General features: G+C 68.9%; 12 protein-coding genes. 7 read left to right on the forward strand and 5 right to left on the reverse strand.

From position 1 onward, the window contains the following. Positions 1 to 344 precede the first annotated feature (344 nt). Positions 345 to 1,325 (forward strand): LysR family transcriptional regulator, encoded by a 981-nt coding sequence (locus STARVERO_RS13075; protein ID WP_159599276.1) that lies wholly within the window; start codon positions 345 to 347, stop codon positions 1,323 to 1,325. On the opposite strand, the gene STARVERO_RS13080 is transcribed toward STARVERO_RS13075, so the two are convergent. The 5 genes from STARVERO_RS13080 to STARVERO_RS13100 all read right to left on the reverse strand — a co-directional run bounded on the left by STARVERO_RS13080 (position 1,279) and on the right by STARVERO_RS13100 (position 6,786). Next, a complete protein-coding gene (locus STARVERO_RS13080) occupies positions 1,279 to 2,631 on the reverse strand; it encodes an HlyD family type I secretion periplasmic adaptor subunit (RefSeq protein WP_159599278.1) in 1,353 nt (450 codons plus the stop codon). The genes STARVERO_RS13075 and STARVERO_RS13080 overlap by 47 nt on opposite strands. Then, positions 2,631 to 4,337: a type I secretion system permease/ATPase gene (locus STARVERO_RS13085; protein ID WP_159599280.1), complete on the reverse strand. Its 1,707-nt coding sequence runs from the start codon at positions 4,335 to 4,337 to the stop codon at positions 2,631 to 2,633. Before STARVERO_RS13085 ends, STARVERO_RS13080 begins: the two co-directional genes overlap by 1 nt. A gap of 124 nt (positions 4,338 to 4,461) precedes the next feature. Further along, positions 4,462 to 5,157, reverse strand: a complete 696-nt coding sequence (locus STARVERO_RS13090) for an amino acid ABC transporter permease (RefSeq protein WP_159599282.1) — start codon at positions 5,155 to 5,157, stop codon at positions 4,462 to 4,464. Further along, positions 5,154 to 5,894: an amino acid ABC transporter permease gene (locus STARVERO_RS13095; protein WP_159599284.1), complete on the reverse strand. Its 741-nt coding sequence runs from the start codon at positions 5,892 to 5,894 to the stop codon at positions 5,154 to 5,156. The genes STARVERO_RS13090 and STARVERO_RS13095 overlap by 4 nt, the downstream gene beginning before the upstream one ends. 88 nt (positions 5,895 to 5,982) lie before the next feature. Beyond that, positions 5,983 to 6,786: an ABC transporter substrate-binding protein gene (locus STARVERO_RS13100; protein WP_159599286.1), complete on the reverse strand. Its 804-nt coding sequence runs from the start codon at positions 6,784 to 6,786 to the stop codon at positions 5,983 to 5,985. A 352-nt stretch (positions 6,787 to 7,138) separates the two neighbouring features. On the opposite strand from STARVERO_RS13100, the gene STARVERO_RS13105 reads away from it, so the two are divergent. The 6 genes from STARVERO_RS13105 (at position 7,139) to STARVERO_RS13130 (ending at position 13,326) form a co-directional block, all read left to right on the forward strand. Further along, on the forward strand, positions 7,139 to 8,344 hold the full coding sequence (locus tag STARVERO_RS13105; protein ID WP_159599288.1) for an acyl-CoA dehydrogenase family protein: 1,206 nt from the start codon (positions 7,139 to 7,141) through the stop codon (positions 8,342 to 8,344). A gap of 28 nt (positions 8,345 to 8,372) precedes the next feature. Continuing rightward, positions 8,373 to 8,945, forward strand: coding sequence for a peroxidase-related enzyme (locus STARVERO_RS13110; RefSeq protein ID WP_144344521.1), 573 nt, complete (start codon positions 8,373 to 8,375; stop codon positions 8,943 to 8,945). 23 nt (positions 8,946 to 8,968) lie between these two features. Then, positions 8,969 to 9,589: a peroxidase-related enzyme gene (locus STARVERO_RS13115; protein WP_159599290.1), complete on the forward strand. Its 621-nt coding sequence runs from the start codon at positions 8,969 to 8,971 to the stop codon at positions 9,587 to 9,589. 464 nt (positions 9,590 to 10,053) lie between these two features. Beyond that, complete coding sequence (locus STARVERO_RS13120; protein ID WP_159599292.1) at positions 10,054 to 10,638, forward strand: NAD(P)H-dependent oxidoreductase; 585 nt, start codon at positions 10,054 to 10,056, stop codon at positions 10,636 to 10,638. 37 nt (positions 10,639 to 10,675) lie between these two features. Further along, positions 10,676 to 12,328, forward strand: coding sequence for a sugar ABC transporter ATP-binding protein (locus STARVERO_RS13125; protein ID WP_159599294.1), 1,653 nt, complete (start codon positions 10,676 to 10,678; stop codon positions 12,326 to 12,328). After that, complete coding sequence (locus STARVERO_RS13130; protein ID WP_159599296.1) at positions 12,328 to 13,326, forward strand: ABC transporter permease; 999 nt, start codon at positions 12,328 to 12,330, stop codon at positions 13,324 to 13,326. The genes STARVERO_RS13125 and STARVERO_RS13130 overlap by 1 nt, the downstream gene beginning before the upstream one ends. Positions 13,327 to 13,331 lie beyond the last annotated feature (5 nt).

Raw genomic sequence — 13,331 nt, forward strand, 5'->3', positions numbered from 1 at the left:
CATCTATTCCCGTTCGATGCGCCCGGTGCGGCGCTGTTGCCATGGCCGCCGTAGCTAGATGTCGTGGATGACAGGTTCTTGAAACCTGGGGCTTCACATCCAGTCTCATTCGCAATGCGGCCTATGGGTATTTTCGATGGCGGCAGATCGGGCGGGATTCATCGAGCGAATTCAGCGCTTTTGGGGTAACGCCGAACTGTCACAAATCCATCCGGGAGCCTGCGTTAATCCCCCCTTCGGGACCAGCCGGTCCGAGGACGAGCGCCGACGCCCTGCCCCCGCATGGCATGCCGGCTTCGCAATCGGAGCGGCGCCCGGCAGGCGAAGAAGCGATGGAGACACGCATGGTATCGGTCACGCAGCTGCGCGCGTTTCATTTCGTGGCCGCCGCCGGCGGCTATTCGCAGGCGGCGCGCGAGATGGCGGTCAGCCAGTCCACCCTTTCCGGCCAGGTGCGCCAGCTCGAGACCGCCTCGGGCGTCGCCCTGTTCGAGCGCAAGCCGCGCGGCGTCACCCTCACCCATGACGGCGAGGCGCTCTACAAGGTGACCTCGCGCCTGTTCGCCGCGCTCACCGAGGCCGGCATGCTGCTGAAGAGCCCGCAGGTGGAAGGCGGGCGGCTGAGGGTGGCCTCGGACGGCGTGGTCCACTGCCTGCCGATCCTGCGCCTTCTGAAGATGCGCCGGCCCAAGCTCGCCTTCTCGCTCATCGTGCAGAACTCCGACAGCGTGATCGAGCAACTGCTCGAATACCGCGTCGACATCGGCATCACCGCGCAGCTGCCGGCTGACGAACGGCTGCATGTGCGCCCGCTGACGCACATGAAGATCGGCATCTTCCTGCCCGAGCGCCATCCCTGGGCGGCGCGCCCGGAACTGTCGCTGGCCGATCTCGAAGGCTGCCCCTTCGTGCTGCGCGAACGCGGCTCGCGCACGCGGGCGGTGTTCGAGCAGAACCTCGCCCAGAAGGGCGTGACGCTCGGCCCGGTGCTGGAGGTCTCGACGCGCGAGGGCGTGCGCGAGGCGGTGGCCGCCGGCTTCGGCGCCGGGGCCATCTGCGATCTCGAGTTCGGCTTCGACTCGCGGCTGCGCTACGTGCCGCTGCGCGACGCCAGCATCTGCATCGACGAGTATGTGGTGTGCCTCGACGAGCGGCGGCGCCTGCCGATCATCGCCGACTTCTTCGCCTGCGCCGAGGCGGCGTTCGCGCTGCCGGCGGTCGCCGGTGCCGCGCTCACGGGACCGACGCCCGCGAGCCCGGCGCTCGCGGCTCCGGTGCTCACTCTTCCCGCATCGCCCGCGCGATCTGGTCCCGCAGCGGCTTGACGAGATAGCTCAGCGCCGTGCGCTCGCCGGTCTGCAGGTGCACCTCCGCCGGCATGCCCGGCATGAGCTGGAGCCCGCCGAGCCGGGCGATCTCCTCCGGCGGCAGCTCGACGCGGGCGAGATAGAAGCTGGTGCCGGCCTTCTCGTCCTTGGTCAGATCGGCGGCGACCCGCGCCACCGAGCCGTGCAGCTCCGGCGTGGTCTTCTGGCTGAAGGCCGAGAGGCGCACCATGGCCGGCTGGCCGATCGACACCTGATCGATATCGGCCGGCGAGATCTGGATCTCGACCACCAGCTTGTCCTTCTCCGGCACGATCATCATCACCGTCTCGCCCGGCGAGATGACGCCGCCGACGGTGTGGACCGCGAGTTCGTGCACGACGCCGGAGATGGGCGCGCGCAGGTCCACGCGGGTGAGCTTGTCCTGCGCGGCGATGCGGCGCTCCTGCAGCTCCGCCCATTTGCCTTCGAGCTCGCGCAGCTCCTTGATGACCTCAGCGCGCATGTCCTGATCGATCTGGATGATCTTCAGCTCGGTCTCGCTGGCGCGCCCCTGCGAGCGGGCGAGATCGGCCTGGAGCTGGCCGCGCTCGCCCTCGATCCGCACCTTCTCGCGCTGCAGGGAACGCAGCCGGGTCAGCGGCGTGAGGCCCTTGGCGTGCAGTTCCTCCGCGCCGGCGATTTCCTCCTCGATATAGCCCAGCTCGGCGTTCTTGGCGGCGATCTGCGCGGAAAGGCCCGCCGCCTCGTCGTAGAACTGGCCGATCTGCGCCTTCAGCTGTGCGACCTGCCCGTCCACCGCCGAGCGGCGCGAGACGAACAGGCTGCGCTCGCCATCGATCGCGCGGGCGACGTTCTCCTGCCCGCGCCGGCCGGCGAGATAGGACGGATCGTCCATGCCGGGGCGGCCGTCGCGCTCGGCCTCGAGACGGGCGCGGCGGGCGGCGAGCTCCACCATCTGCGTGTCGACGACGCCGAGATTGGCGAGGGTCACGGTGTCGTCGAGGCGCAGGACGACGGTGTTCGCCTCCACCTTCTGCCCGTTCTGGACGAGGATCCGCCCGACCACGCCGCCTTCCGGATGCTGGACGCGCTTGGCGTAGCTGTCGACCACCACCGTGCCGGCGGTCACGATGGCGCCGTTGAGCGAGGCCATCGCCGCCCAGCCGCCGCCCCCGACGACGAGGAACACCATGACGGCGATGCCGAGCCGCAGATGCCGGTCGACGCCGTCATCGGCGGTGCCGACCGGCGCCGGGCGCCGCGTGGCGAGGCGGCCCAGACGGGCGAGGAGCTTCTTCATCATCACGCGGCCACCGGCTGCTTGAGAACACGGCCGAGGATCTCGGCCTTGGGGCCGAAGGCCTGCTGCTGCCCGCCGCCCATCATCAGCACGAGATCCACGGCGGACAGGGCGCTGGGGCGATGGGCGACGACGATGACCACGCGCTGCGCCTCGCGCGCCCATTTGATGGCGCGGGTCAGCGCCGCCTCGCCATCCGCGTCGAGGTTGGAGTTGGGCTCGTCGAGCACGATCAGGAAAGGCTCGCCATAGAGCGCGCGAGCCAGCGCCACGCGCTGGCGCTCGCCGCCGGAGAGCGAGACGCCGCCCTCGCCGAGGCGGGTGTCGTAGCCGCTCGGCAGGCGCAGGATCATCTCGTGCACGCCGGCCCGCTCGCAGGCGGCGATCACCTTTTCCGGGGTGGCGTCGGGCTGGAAGCGCGAGACGTTCTCGGCGATCGTCCCGTCGAACAGCTCGATGTCCTGCGGCAGGTAGCCGAGGTGCCGGCCGAGGGCGTCGCTGTCCCACTGCTCCAGCGCGGCGCCGTCGAGCCGCACGCCGCCCTTCGAGACCGGCCAGGCACCGACGAGGCCGCGCGCCAGCGTCGACTTGCCCGAGCCGCTCGGCCCGATCACGCCGACGGCGCTGCCGGCCGGAACGGAAAAGCTCAGGCCGGCCACGGTGGGCCGGGGCTGGCCGGGCGGCGCCACGGCGAGCGCCTCGACATCGAGGCGACCGACCGGGGCCGGCAGCGGCATGGGCGTGGGCGCGGCGGGGAACTCGGCCGACAGGGCGGACAGGCGCGCATAGCTCTGGCGGGCGGCGACGAAGCCGCGCCAGTTGGAGATGGCGAGCTCGACCGGAGCCAGCGCCCGCGACGACAGGATCGAGGCGGCGATCATCACGCCGGCGGAAGCCTCGCCCTCGATCACCAGCAGGGCGCCGGCGGCGAGCATCAGCGACTGGAGCAGGAAGCGGAACACCTTGCTCATCGACGACAGGTCGCCGGAGACGTTCACCGCGCGCTGGTTGTCGTCGAGATAGGCGGCATGGGCCTCGTTCCAGCGCTGACGCAGGATCGCCTTCATGCCCATCGCCGCGACCGGCTCGACATTGCGGCAATAGCTGTCGGCGAGGCTGTTGCGCACCGCGGAACGACGGGCGGCGATGCGGGTCGGCCCCTTGGTGGAGAACTCGGTGATCAGCATCAGCGTGCAGAGCACCACGATGCCGGCGAGCCCGAGCAGGCCCAGAACGGTATGGAAGATGAACAGCACCGCGAGATAGAGCGGCATCCACGGCAGGTCGAAGATGGCGACCGGCCCCTGCCCCGAGAGGAACTGGCGGAGCTGGTCGAGATCGCGCAGCGGCTGCTGCGCGTTGGCGTCGCGCCCGCGCCGGAGCGCCAGCTGCGACATGAGATCGAAGGAGATGGCCCGCAGCCGGGAATCGAGGCGCATGCCGAAGCCCACCAGCACGCGCGCCCGCAGCAGATCGAGCAGGCCCTGAAAGGCATAGAGCCCGGCCGCCAGGATCAGCAGCGCAACGAGGGTGGGAACGCTGCGGCTGGCCAGCACGCGATCATAGATCTGCAGCATGAAGAAGGGGCCGGTCAGCATCAGCAGGTTGATGACGCAGCTGAGCGCGCCGATGCCGATGAGCACGTTCCGGCAGGACGCGAAGGCGGAGCTGACCGGCGACGCCGGATGGGTGCCGCTCGTCACTTTCATGGGGCAAGGACTCTTATAAGCTGTTCCGGGCGCGAACGGTCGCCCCGGCGAGCCGCCTCTCTAGTGCAGCGACCTGACAGCTCCATGACGGTGCGCGGGCCCCGGCGGGGAGACCCGCGGAAGGCTAGCCGGCCCCTTCGGCGGCGGCGCCGCGGCGGTTCGCCAGCGCGGTGGCGAAGCGGTCGAGCGAGACGCACAGGCACCAGTAGACGACGCCGACGAAGAGGAAGACCTCGGTCGGATAGACCATCGCCCGGTTGTTCACCTGCGCGGCGACGAAGGACAGTTCAGGAACGCCGATGACATAGGCGAGCGAGGTGTCCTTCACCAGCGAGGTCCACTGGTTGACGAAGGACGGCGCCATCGCGTGCAGCGCCTGCGGCAGCACGATCAGCCGCAGCACCCGCCAGCGGCCGAGCCCCAGCGCGAAGCCGGCCTCCCACTGGCCCGCCGCGATGCTCTCGATGCCCGCCGCCACGGCATAGGAGAGATAGGCGCCGCCGATCAGCGACAGCGCCACCACCACCGTGCCGATCTCCGGCACCGAGAAGCCGAAGAGGATGGGCAGCAGGAAATACGTCCAGAAGATCAGCATGATGACCGGGATGGCGCGGAAGAAGCCGAGCGCCACCACCAGCAGGCGCTTCGGCCAACCCGCGCTCATGGCGAGGCCGATGCCCAGCACCAGGCCCACCAGCCCCGAGGCGACCGCCGACAGGGCCGACAGGACCAGCGTGAGGGCGAGGCCGCCGACCGGCCCGTTCGGCCAGGCGCCGACGAGCAGGTAGTCCAGATTGTCGGAGATGACCGAGAAATTCATGGCCGTTGGGTCGCCCAGGCAAAGCGGCCGCTGCGTGCCACGGCGTGGCCGGCGGCCTCGGTGACGGCGACGGCGGCGACGTAGAGGATGGTCGCGATGCCGAAGGCCTGGAAGGTGAGGAAGGTCTCCGTCTCCACCTGCCGCGAGGCGTAGGAGAGCTCGGCGAGCCCGATCGCCATGGTCAGCGAGGTGTTCTTGATCGTGTTGAGATACTGGCCGACCACCGGCAGCCAGGCGATGCGCACCGCCTGCGGCAGCACCACCAGCCAGAAGACGAGAGCCGGTCTCAGGCCGAGCGCCATGGCCGATTCGCGCTGCGCTGGATCGACGCCGTTGATGCCGGCGCGGAACTCCTCGGCAATGTAGGCGCCGGCATAGAGCGTCAGCCCGAAGAAGCCGGCTATGGTCTCGAAGGCGGGCCAGTGCAGCGACACCAGCGCGATATCCAGCACATGCGGGGTGTTCAGCCAGGTCATCAGGCCGGAGGGCATCAGCGCCGAGGCGCCGAAGTACCAGAAGAACAGCTGCACCAGCAGGGGCGTGTTGCGGATGATGCTGACATAGGTGTCGGCGAGGATGACGAGCGGCCGGCGGCCGCTCAGCTTGAGGCCGCACACCGCGATGCCGAGCCCGGTCGCGGCGACGGAGACCGCCGCCGATAGCAGAAGGGTGACGGCGAAGCCCTCAAGGAGCCAGCTGAGATAGCGCAGGGCCATCGGCTCGCCGAAGACACCCATGTTCGCCTCGTGGACTGGAGATGGAAAAATGCCGCGCGGGAGCGCCGCGCGGCGTCCGGAAGGCCCTGCCGGAACGGCAGGGCCCGCCTCACTTCTTGTCGCCGATCTTGAACAGGCGCGGCAGCGACTGCTTGGTGTTCGGGCCGAACCAGGCGTCGTAGATGGCGGCCGCCTTGCCGCTCGCCTCCAGCTCCAGCAGCGTCTCGTTCACGACATCCGCCAGCCGCTTCTCGCCCTTGGGAATGCCGACGCCGATATAGTCGTCGGAGATGGTGAAGGGCGGGATCTCGTAGTTCTCGCGGTCCGGCACATTGGCCAGCAGGCCGACCAGCTTCGGACCGTCCTGGGTGATCGCCTGCACGTTGCCGTTGCGCAGCGCGGTGAAGGCGAAGGGCGTGTCGTCGAAGGCGACCACGACCGCCTTCGGGAAGTCGCGGCGCAGCACGATCTCGTTGGTGGTGCCCTTGTCGGCGCCGATGCGCAGGCCGTTGAGCTGGTCGGGCGAGGTCAGCGTGCCCTTCTTCGCCAGGAACTGCTGGCCGGAGGAGAAATAGGGAATGCTGAAGTCGAGCTGCTTGGCGCGTTCCTCGGTGATGGTGAAGTTGGCCAGCACCAGATCGACCTTGCCGGAGGTCAGCAGGGGAATGCGATTGGCCGGATTGGTCGGACGCAGCTCCAGCTTCACGCCGAGCTTGTCGGCGAGGACCTTCGCATAGTCCACGTCGAGGCCGACGATCTGCTTGCTGTCCGGGTCGACGAAGCCGAAGGGCGGGTTGCTGTCGAAAGCCGCCACGCGCAGGACGCCGGCCTGCTTGATGTCGTCGAGGCGGTCGGCATGGGCCGCGCCCGAGGCGAGGAACGAGGCGATCAGGAGGAGGAAAAGTCTGCGCATGGGGTGCGTGTCCGTCTGATGGGAACAGGAGTCACGCGCAGCCGGGAAAGGCGGATGGCGTGAGGCTGCCCGATTTCCAGGCTGCCATTGCCCATTCTTTGCTCATAATCTATAAAATCAATAGACTAAATTTGCATAGCACTACCGCAGTGTGGGCGTGGCTCGCCAGTTTCGGTTCGGAATGCCGCTCGACGTCGGGGCCCCCGGGCGCAGAAGAGGCAGGCCGACGGGGGGCGATCGACGCCTTCATCGAGGCATCGGACGATGAAATATAAAATCTATAGAATTTATATATTGCTTTTTGAGCCGATCGGCCGGATTGTGTCTCGATCCTATTCGAGTGGAGACGGCCATGGCGCTTCAAGACGCTGCGATACGGCTGGCCACCAAGGCCGCCCCTCTCAAAGAAGAACTTCTGCACAAATTCCATGATCGGGCCCCGGTCTACGACCGGGAGAATCGCTTCTTCTCCGAGGATTTCGAAGATCTCAGGGCGGCGGGCTATTTCAAGGCCGCCGCGCCGCTCGAATTCGGCGGCGGCGGACTGACGCTGCCGGATATACTTCGCGAGCAGGCACGCCTCGCCTATCACGCCCCGCCGACCGCGCTCGCCGTGAACATGCATCTCTACTGGGTGGGAACCGCCGCCTATCTCTGGCGCCATGGCGACCATTCGACGGACTGGATTCTCGAGGAAGCCGCCGCCGGCCGCATCTTCGCCGCCGGCCATGGCGAGCCCGGCAACGATGTCGGCCTCGCCGGCTCGAATGTCGAAGCGCGGCCGACGGGCGACGGCGGCTACAGCTTCCACGGCCGCAAGATCTTCACCTCGCTGTCGCCGGTCTGGGACTGGCTCGGGGTGCATGGCCTCGACAGCAGCGACCCCGCCAATCCAAGGATCGTCCACGCCTTCATCCGGCGCGAGGACCCCGGCCATCATACGGTCGAGACCTGGGACACGCTCGGCCAGCGCGCCACCCGCAGCGACGACACCGTGCTCGACGGCGTCGTGGCGCGCCGGGAGCACGTGACCCGCGTGCTTCCCGCCGGGCCGCCGGCCGACCCCTTCATCGACGGCATCATCTCCTCGGCGGTGCTGCCGATCGGCGCCGTCTACTACGGCATCGCCCGCCGGGCCTTCGACATCGCGGTGGAAGGAGCACGCCAGCGCGTGTCGCCGGCGCTGGGCGGGCGGACCTACGCCCATCATCCGCAGACGCAGGTCGAGATCGCCAAGGCCTCGGTCGAGCTCGACAGCATCTGGGCCTATCTCGACCGCGTCGCCGTGGAATGGGTGCAGGGCGTCGATCACGGCGCGCTGTGGCCCACCAAGCTGCTCGGCGCGAAGCAGCACGCCGTCGACGGCGCGCGGCGGGTGGTGGACCGCGCGACCAAGGTCGCCGGGGCGCAGTCCCTCACCAAGCGCAGCGAGCTGGAACGGCTGACGCGCGACGTTCGTTCAGGCCCCTTCCATCCGCCGAACAGCGACGCGACCCACGACCTCATCGGCCAGATCCATCTCGGCGTCTTTCCGCCGGTGGCGCAGGCCGCCGAATGACGCGCCCGCTTCCGCAAGGGACACTGCCATGCTCGACACCATCGCCCCGCGCCCCGACACCCCGGAATGGCGCCTGCCGCCCCCGCCGCCGACCGAGCTTGCGGACGACATCCGCGCGCTGGCGGCCGCGAACCACAACGAGAACTGGATACGCTCGCTCTCGGTGAACGGCGCCACCGCCAGGCGCTTCGTCGGCTATTTCGCCAGCCTGTTCGACGCCGGCACCGGCTTGCTGCCGCTCGCCGAGCGCGAGCTGATCGCGGTCGTGGTCTCGGCCACGAATGGCTGCGGCCTGTGCGAGATCCACCACACCAACGCGCTCGCCGACGCGCTGGGCGACGCGGAGAAGGCCCGGCGCATCGCGCTCGACCCGCATCTGGCGCCTCTGACCCCGCGCGAGCACGCGCTGGTCGACTTCGCCACCAAGGTGACGAAGGCGCCGAAATCGGTCTCGACGGCCGATCTGGACGAGCTGCGCGCCGCCGGCCTGAGCGACCCCGAGATCCTCGAGGCGCTGGAGACCAGCAGCTGGTTCAACCACACCAACCGCATCTTCATCTCGCTCGGCGTCCGGCCGGACGAGGCCTATTTCACCCGCTGACCGCCCGGAACCGGAGAGACGCCATGGCCACCGCTTCCCTCGCCGCGACCCGCCCTGAATCCGATGCCTTCTCCGCCGAAACCCCCGAGCCGATATCGCTCCTGGGCATTCGCGACGAGGCCAGCCTGCCGGCCCATCTGAAGGAGATCTACGACGATTTCCGCCGCCACTACGGCTTCATTCCGAACTGGCTGCGGGCGCTCTCCGCCAATCCGGACACCGCCTACCGGCTGGTGACCTTCTACAGGCACCTGTTCGACCCGGCGCGGAGCCACCTGTCGGCGGCCGAGCGCGAGCTGATCGCGGTGGTGACGTCCGCCGCCAACCACTGCAGCTACTGCGTGTTCAACCACACCCAGGCGCTGGCGGCGGCGACCGGCGACCCCATCCGGGCGCGCCGCATCGCGCAGGGCTATCATCACGTGCGCCTGTCGCACCGCGATCAGGTGCTCGCCGAGACGGTCGAGCTGCTGACGCTCGACCCGGTGTCGCTCGGCGAGAAGGGACTGGCGCGGCTCGGCAATTTCGGCTTCTCCGCCGCGGCGATCCTGGAGATTCTCGAGATATCGGCCTTCTTCAGCTACGCCAACCGACTGACCATCGCGCTCAACGTCGTGCCCGACGAACGCTTCTTCGCGAACTGACGGCGCCACCGGCGCGCAATGGACGGCTCGGCCGGCGATCCGACAGGCAACGGCGCCCGGATCGCCGGCTTTCACGCAACAGAGGGGATGATTCGAGATATCGAATTCTTCGACGATACGTCGCCGAATTGCACGCTAATGTTGCATAAATCTCCACTAAACAACCGATATACGCCGGTACCTGGATCAGATTACTGACGCCCTCCGCCCCGATACCCGGCATTTACGTCACAGGGCGCATCTTAGTTATTGACTCAGTCTATGTATTTTATATTTTATCGAACCCGTATCGTCCGCCCCGCCGGGGATGGCGGGACCGCAACCGACTTACGCGCGATCGGCCCTCGCCCGCTCCAAGGGGGGAGTAAGGCGAGGCGCCACGCGCGGCCTGCACGCATCCGACACCAGACGGAATGACGGCCGCGAACGACCGCCGTGCCGCCACCCTTCAGGGAGACCACCCCATGGCCCATGCCAGTTCCGCCCCAGGCATCGTCGTCCTCTCCGCCAGCCCGAATGTCGCCACCTCGACGACGCGCCGCGCCGTATCGCGGCTGTTCGACCATGTGGCCGCGCAGGGCGGCGGCGCGGGGCACCGGATCATCGACATTCCGCTGCTGCCGGGGCTCGCGGCGCCCGACCGCGCCTCCGCCGGACCGGAACTGGAAGCGGCCCTGCGCGCCACCGAGACGGCGAGCCTGATCCTCGCCGCGACGCCGGTCTACAAGGGCTCCTACCCCGGCCTGTTCAAGCACTTCGTCGACCTCCTGGACTACCGGGCGCTGGTTGGCGTGCCGGTCGGCCTGCTCGCCAGCGGGGGCAGCGACCGCCATGCGCTGGTCATCGAGCACCAGCTCCGCCCGCTGTTCAGCTTCTTCCAGGCGCAGGTGCTGGCGACCGGCGTCTTCGTCACCTCGCGCCACGTCGAGGCGGACGGCCGCGTCGAGGCGGAGATCGACGAGCGGCTGCGGCGCCTCGCCCACGAGATCGTGGTCGCCCTCGGCTACGCCCCCGCGCTGACCGCCCACCGGGTGCGCGACGCCGCCTGACGCCACCCCGCCCCTTCCCCGCACCGAGAGAGCCGCGATGAACACCCATGCCGCCGTCCCGCACGTTCCGCCGCGCACGGGCGTGACCTTCGAGGCCGCGGGCATCTCGAAATCCTACGGCCCCAACGTCATTCTCGACGACATCGGCTTCGAGGTTCCCGCCAATCAGGTGGTGACGCTGGTCGGCGAGAACGGAGCCGGCAAATCGACCATCTTCAACATATTGAGCGGCCTGACGGCGCCGAGCACCGGCTCGATGCGGCTCAACGGCAGGCCCTACGCGCCGCGCAGCTATGGCGAGGCCGTCGACCACGGCGTCTCGCGCGTGTTCCAGGAACAGGCGCTGATCCAGAACGTGCCGGTCTACGAGAACCTGCTGCTGGGCCAGGATCATCGCTTCCTGCGCTACGGGCAGATCGTCGACCGCGCGGCCATGATCGAGGTCGCCGAGCGCATCGTCGACGAGGCCGGCATCGATGTCGACGTCCGCCGGCGCACAGGCGACTACGATTTCTCCAAGCGGCAATCGATCGAGATCGCCCGCGCCTGCCTCGCGCCGACCATCGTCGGCGGCGTGCGCACGCCCCTCGTCCTGCTCGACGAGCCGACCTCCGCGCTCGACCGCCGCGACGAGGAAGCCTTCTTCCGGCTGGTGAAGCGCATCCGGCAGTTCGGCTCGCTGCTCTTCGTCTCCCACCGCCTTTCCGAGGTGCTGGAGATTTCCGACCTGATCTACGTCCTGAAGGACGGCAAGCTGGTCGCCAAGCTGGATCCCCGCACAGCCGACGAGCCGCTGCTGCACAGCCTGATGGTCGGCCGGGAGCGGGCGACGGACTATTATTACGAGCGCCGCCAGCGCGATGTCGCCACGCAGCCGGTGGTGCTGGCCGCCGAGGGCATCGACATCGACGGCAAGGGCGAGGTGCTCGATATCGAGGTGCGGGCCGGCGAGGTCGTGGGCATTGGCGGCCTGCTCGATTCCGGCAAGTCCGCGCTCGGCAAGGCGGTCGCCGGCGTCGTCCCGCCGGCCGCCGGCAAGGTGGCGCTGGCCGGCGCGCGCGGCCGTACCCCGGACATCCGGCGCTTCGTCGGCAAGGGGCTCGGCTATATCCCGGCCGAGCGCCTGGCCGAGGGCATCATCCCCTCCTTCAGCGTGTCCTGGAACCTCTCGACCGGCAGCGGCGGCGACCTGTTCAGCGGGCCGCTCGGCTTCTGGCGCCGGCGGCGGGAGGTCGCGATCGCGCGGCGCTACATCGACAGCCTCGCCATCCGCTCGGCGACGCCCGACCTCTCCTGCCGCCGCCTTTCCGGCGGCAACCAGCAGAAGGTGGTGCTCGCCCGCTGGCTCGCCCGCACGCCGAAGGTGCTCATCCTCGACAACCCGACGCGCGGCGTCGACGCGGGCGCCAAGCAGGAGATCTACCGGCTCATCCGCGAGCTTACCGAGGCGGGGGTCGGCATCGTCCTGATCACCGACGAGCTGCTCGAACTGATCGGCCTGTCGAACCGCGTCCTGATCATGCAGCGCGGCCGGATCGTCGCGGAGGTTCCCGCGCCGGCCGACGCCAAGCCCACCGAGCACCAGCTCGTCGTGCAGATGCTGCCGCAGGGCTCGTCGGGCGAGGCTCCGTCCAGGGCGCCCGCTACCGCCCCTGCCCCCTTCCACCCCGCCGCGCTGGAGACGGTGTAATGAGCCTCGCAGTCCCTTCCGAGAACGGCAAGCCGCTGCGCGGCCTCCTCGATGCGTTCCGCAGCGTCGAGAAGAGCCTGTGGTTTCCGATCGGCGTCGTCCTCTTCCTGTTCGTCTTCTTCTCGCTGGCGACGGATTCCTTCGCCACCATCCGCAACTTCACGGCGATCAGCGGACAGGCGGCGACGCTGCTGATCGTCTGCCTCGGCGCCACCTTCGTGGTGCTGATGGGCAGCATCGACCTGTCCGTCGGCGCCATCGTGCTGCTGGTCGGCGCCGGCAGCGTGCAGATCCTCAACAGCTTCGGCATCGGCTACTGGGTGCTGCCGCTGGCCGCGCTGCTCGGCGGCCTGCTCGGCTCGATCAACGGCGCCGTCTACGCCTATGGCCGCATCCCCTCCTTCATCGTGACGCTGGGCACGCTGTCGGTGTTCACCGGCATCGCGCTCACGCTGCTGGACGGGCGGGCGATCCAGTTCACCGCGCCCGGCTTCGAGCAGATCGCCATCGGCCAGTTCATCCCGCGCCTGCCCAACATCGCGCTCTGGTCGCTCGTCGCCTGGGCCATCGTGGTCGTGGTGGCGGTGCGCACGCGCTTCGGCCGCTACATGTATCTGATCGGCGGCGGCGAGCAGGTCGCGAGCACCTCCGGCCTGCCGGTCCGTCGCTACAAGATCTACGCCTTCGCGATTTCCGGCGTGCTGGCCGGGCTCGGCTCAATCCTCGCGGTGGCGCGCCTCGGCGCCGCCGGCCCCTCGCTCGGCTCCGACCTGCTGCTCAACAGCCTGGCGGCCATCGTGGTCGGCGGCACCTCGCTCGCCGGCGGCGTCGGCGGGCCGCACCGCACGCTGATCGGCGTCCTCATCATCGCGATCCTCGACAACGGCCTGAACCTGATGGGCGTGTCCCAGTACCTGCAGATGATCATCAAGGGCCTGGTCGTCATCGCCGCCGTTCTCGTCAGCCGCAACGCCACCCAGGAAGCCGTGGTCAAGTAGACCGC

Source organism: Starkeya nomas, assembly GCF_902703545.1.
Classification (GTDB): domain Bacteria; phylum Pseudomonadota; class Alphaproteobacteria; order Rhizobiales; family Xanthobacteraceae; genus Ancylobacter; species Ancylobacter moscoviensis.

Bases quoted from the DNA above. Each gene is read 5' to 3' on its own strand.
- STARVERO_RS13080 (WP_159599278.1), bottom strand. From the start codon at position 2,631: ATGATGAAGAAGCTCCTCGCCCGTCTGGGCCGCCTCGCCACGCGGCGC.
- STARVERO_RS13110 (WP_144344521.1), top strand. From the start codon at position 8,373: ATGCTCGACACCATCGCCCCGCGCCCCGACACCCCGGAATGGCGCCTG.
- STARVERO_RS13095 (WP_159599284.1), bottom strand. From the start codon at position 5,894: ATGGGTGTCTTCGGCGAGCCGATGGCCCTGCGCTATCTCAGCTGGCTC.
- STARVERO_RS13105 (WP_159599288.1), top strand. From the start codon at position 7,139: ATGGCGCTTCAAGACGCTGCGATACGGCTGGCCACCAAGGCCGCCCCT.
- STARVERO_RS13100 (WP_159599286.1), bottom strand. From the start codon at position 6,786: ATGCGCAGACTTTTCCTCCTCCTGATCGCCTCGTTCCTCGCCTCGGGC.
- STARVERO_RS13075 (WP_159599276.1), top strand. From the start codon at position 345: ATGGTATCGGTCACGCAGCTGCGCGCGTTTCATTTCGTGGCCGCCGCC.
- STARVERO_RS13125 (WP_159599294.1), top strand. From the start codon at position 10,676: ATGAACACCCATGCCGCCGTCCCGCACGTTCCGCCGCGCACGGGCGTG.
- STARVERO_RS13090 (WP_159599282.1), bottom strand. From the start codon at position 5,157: ATGAATTTCTCGGTCATCTCCGACAATCTGGACTACCTGCTCGTCGGC.
- STARVERO_RS13085 (WP_159599280.1), bottom strand. From the start codon at position 4,337: ATGAAAGTGACGAGCGGCACCCATCCGGCGTCGCCGGTCAGCTCCGCC.
- STARVERO_RS13115 (WP_159599290.1), top strand. From the start codon at position 8,969: ATGGCCACCGCTTCCCTCGCCGCGACCCGCCCTGAATCCGATGCCTTC.
- STARVERO_RS13130 (WP_159599296.1), top strand. From the start codon at position 12,328: ATGAGCCTCGCAGTCCCTTCCGAGAACGGCAAGCCGCTGCGCGGCCTC.
- STARVERO_RS13120 (WP_159599292.1), top strand. From the start codon at position 10,054: ATGGCCCATGCCAGTTCCGCCCCAGGCATCGTCGTCCTCTCCGCCAGC.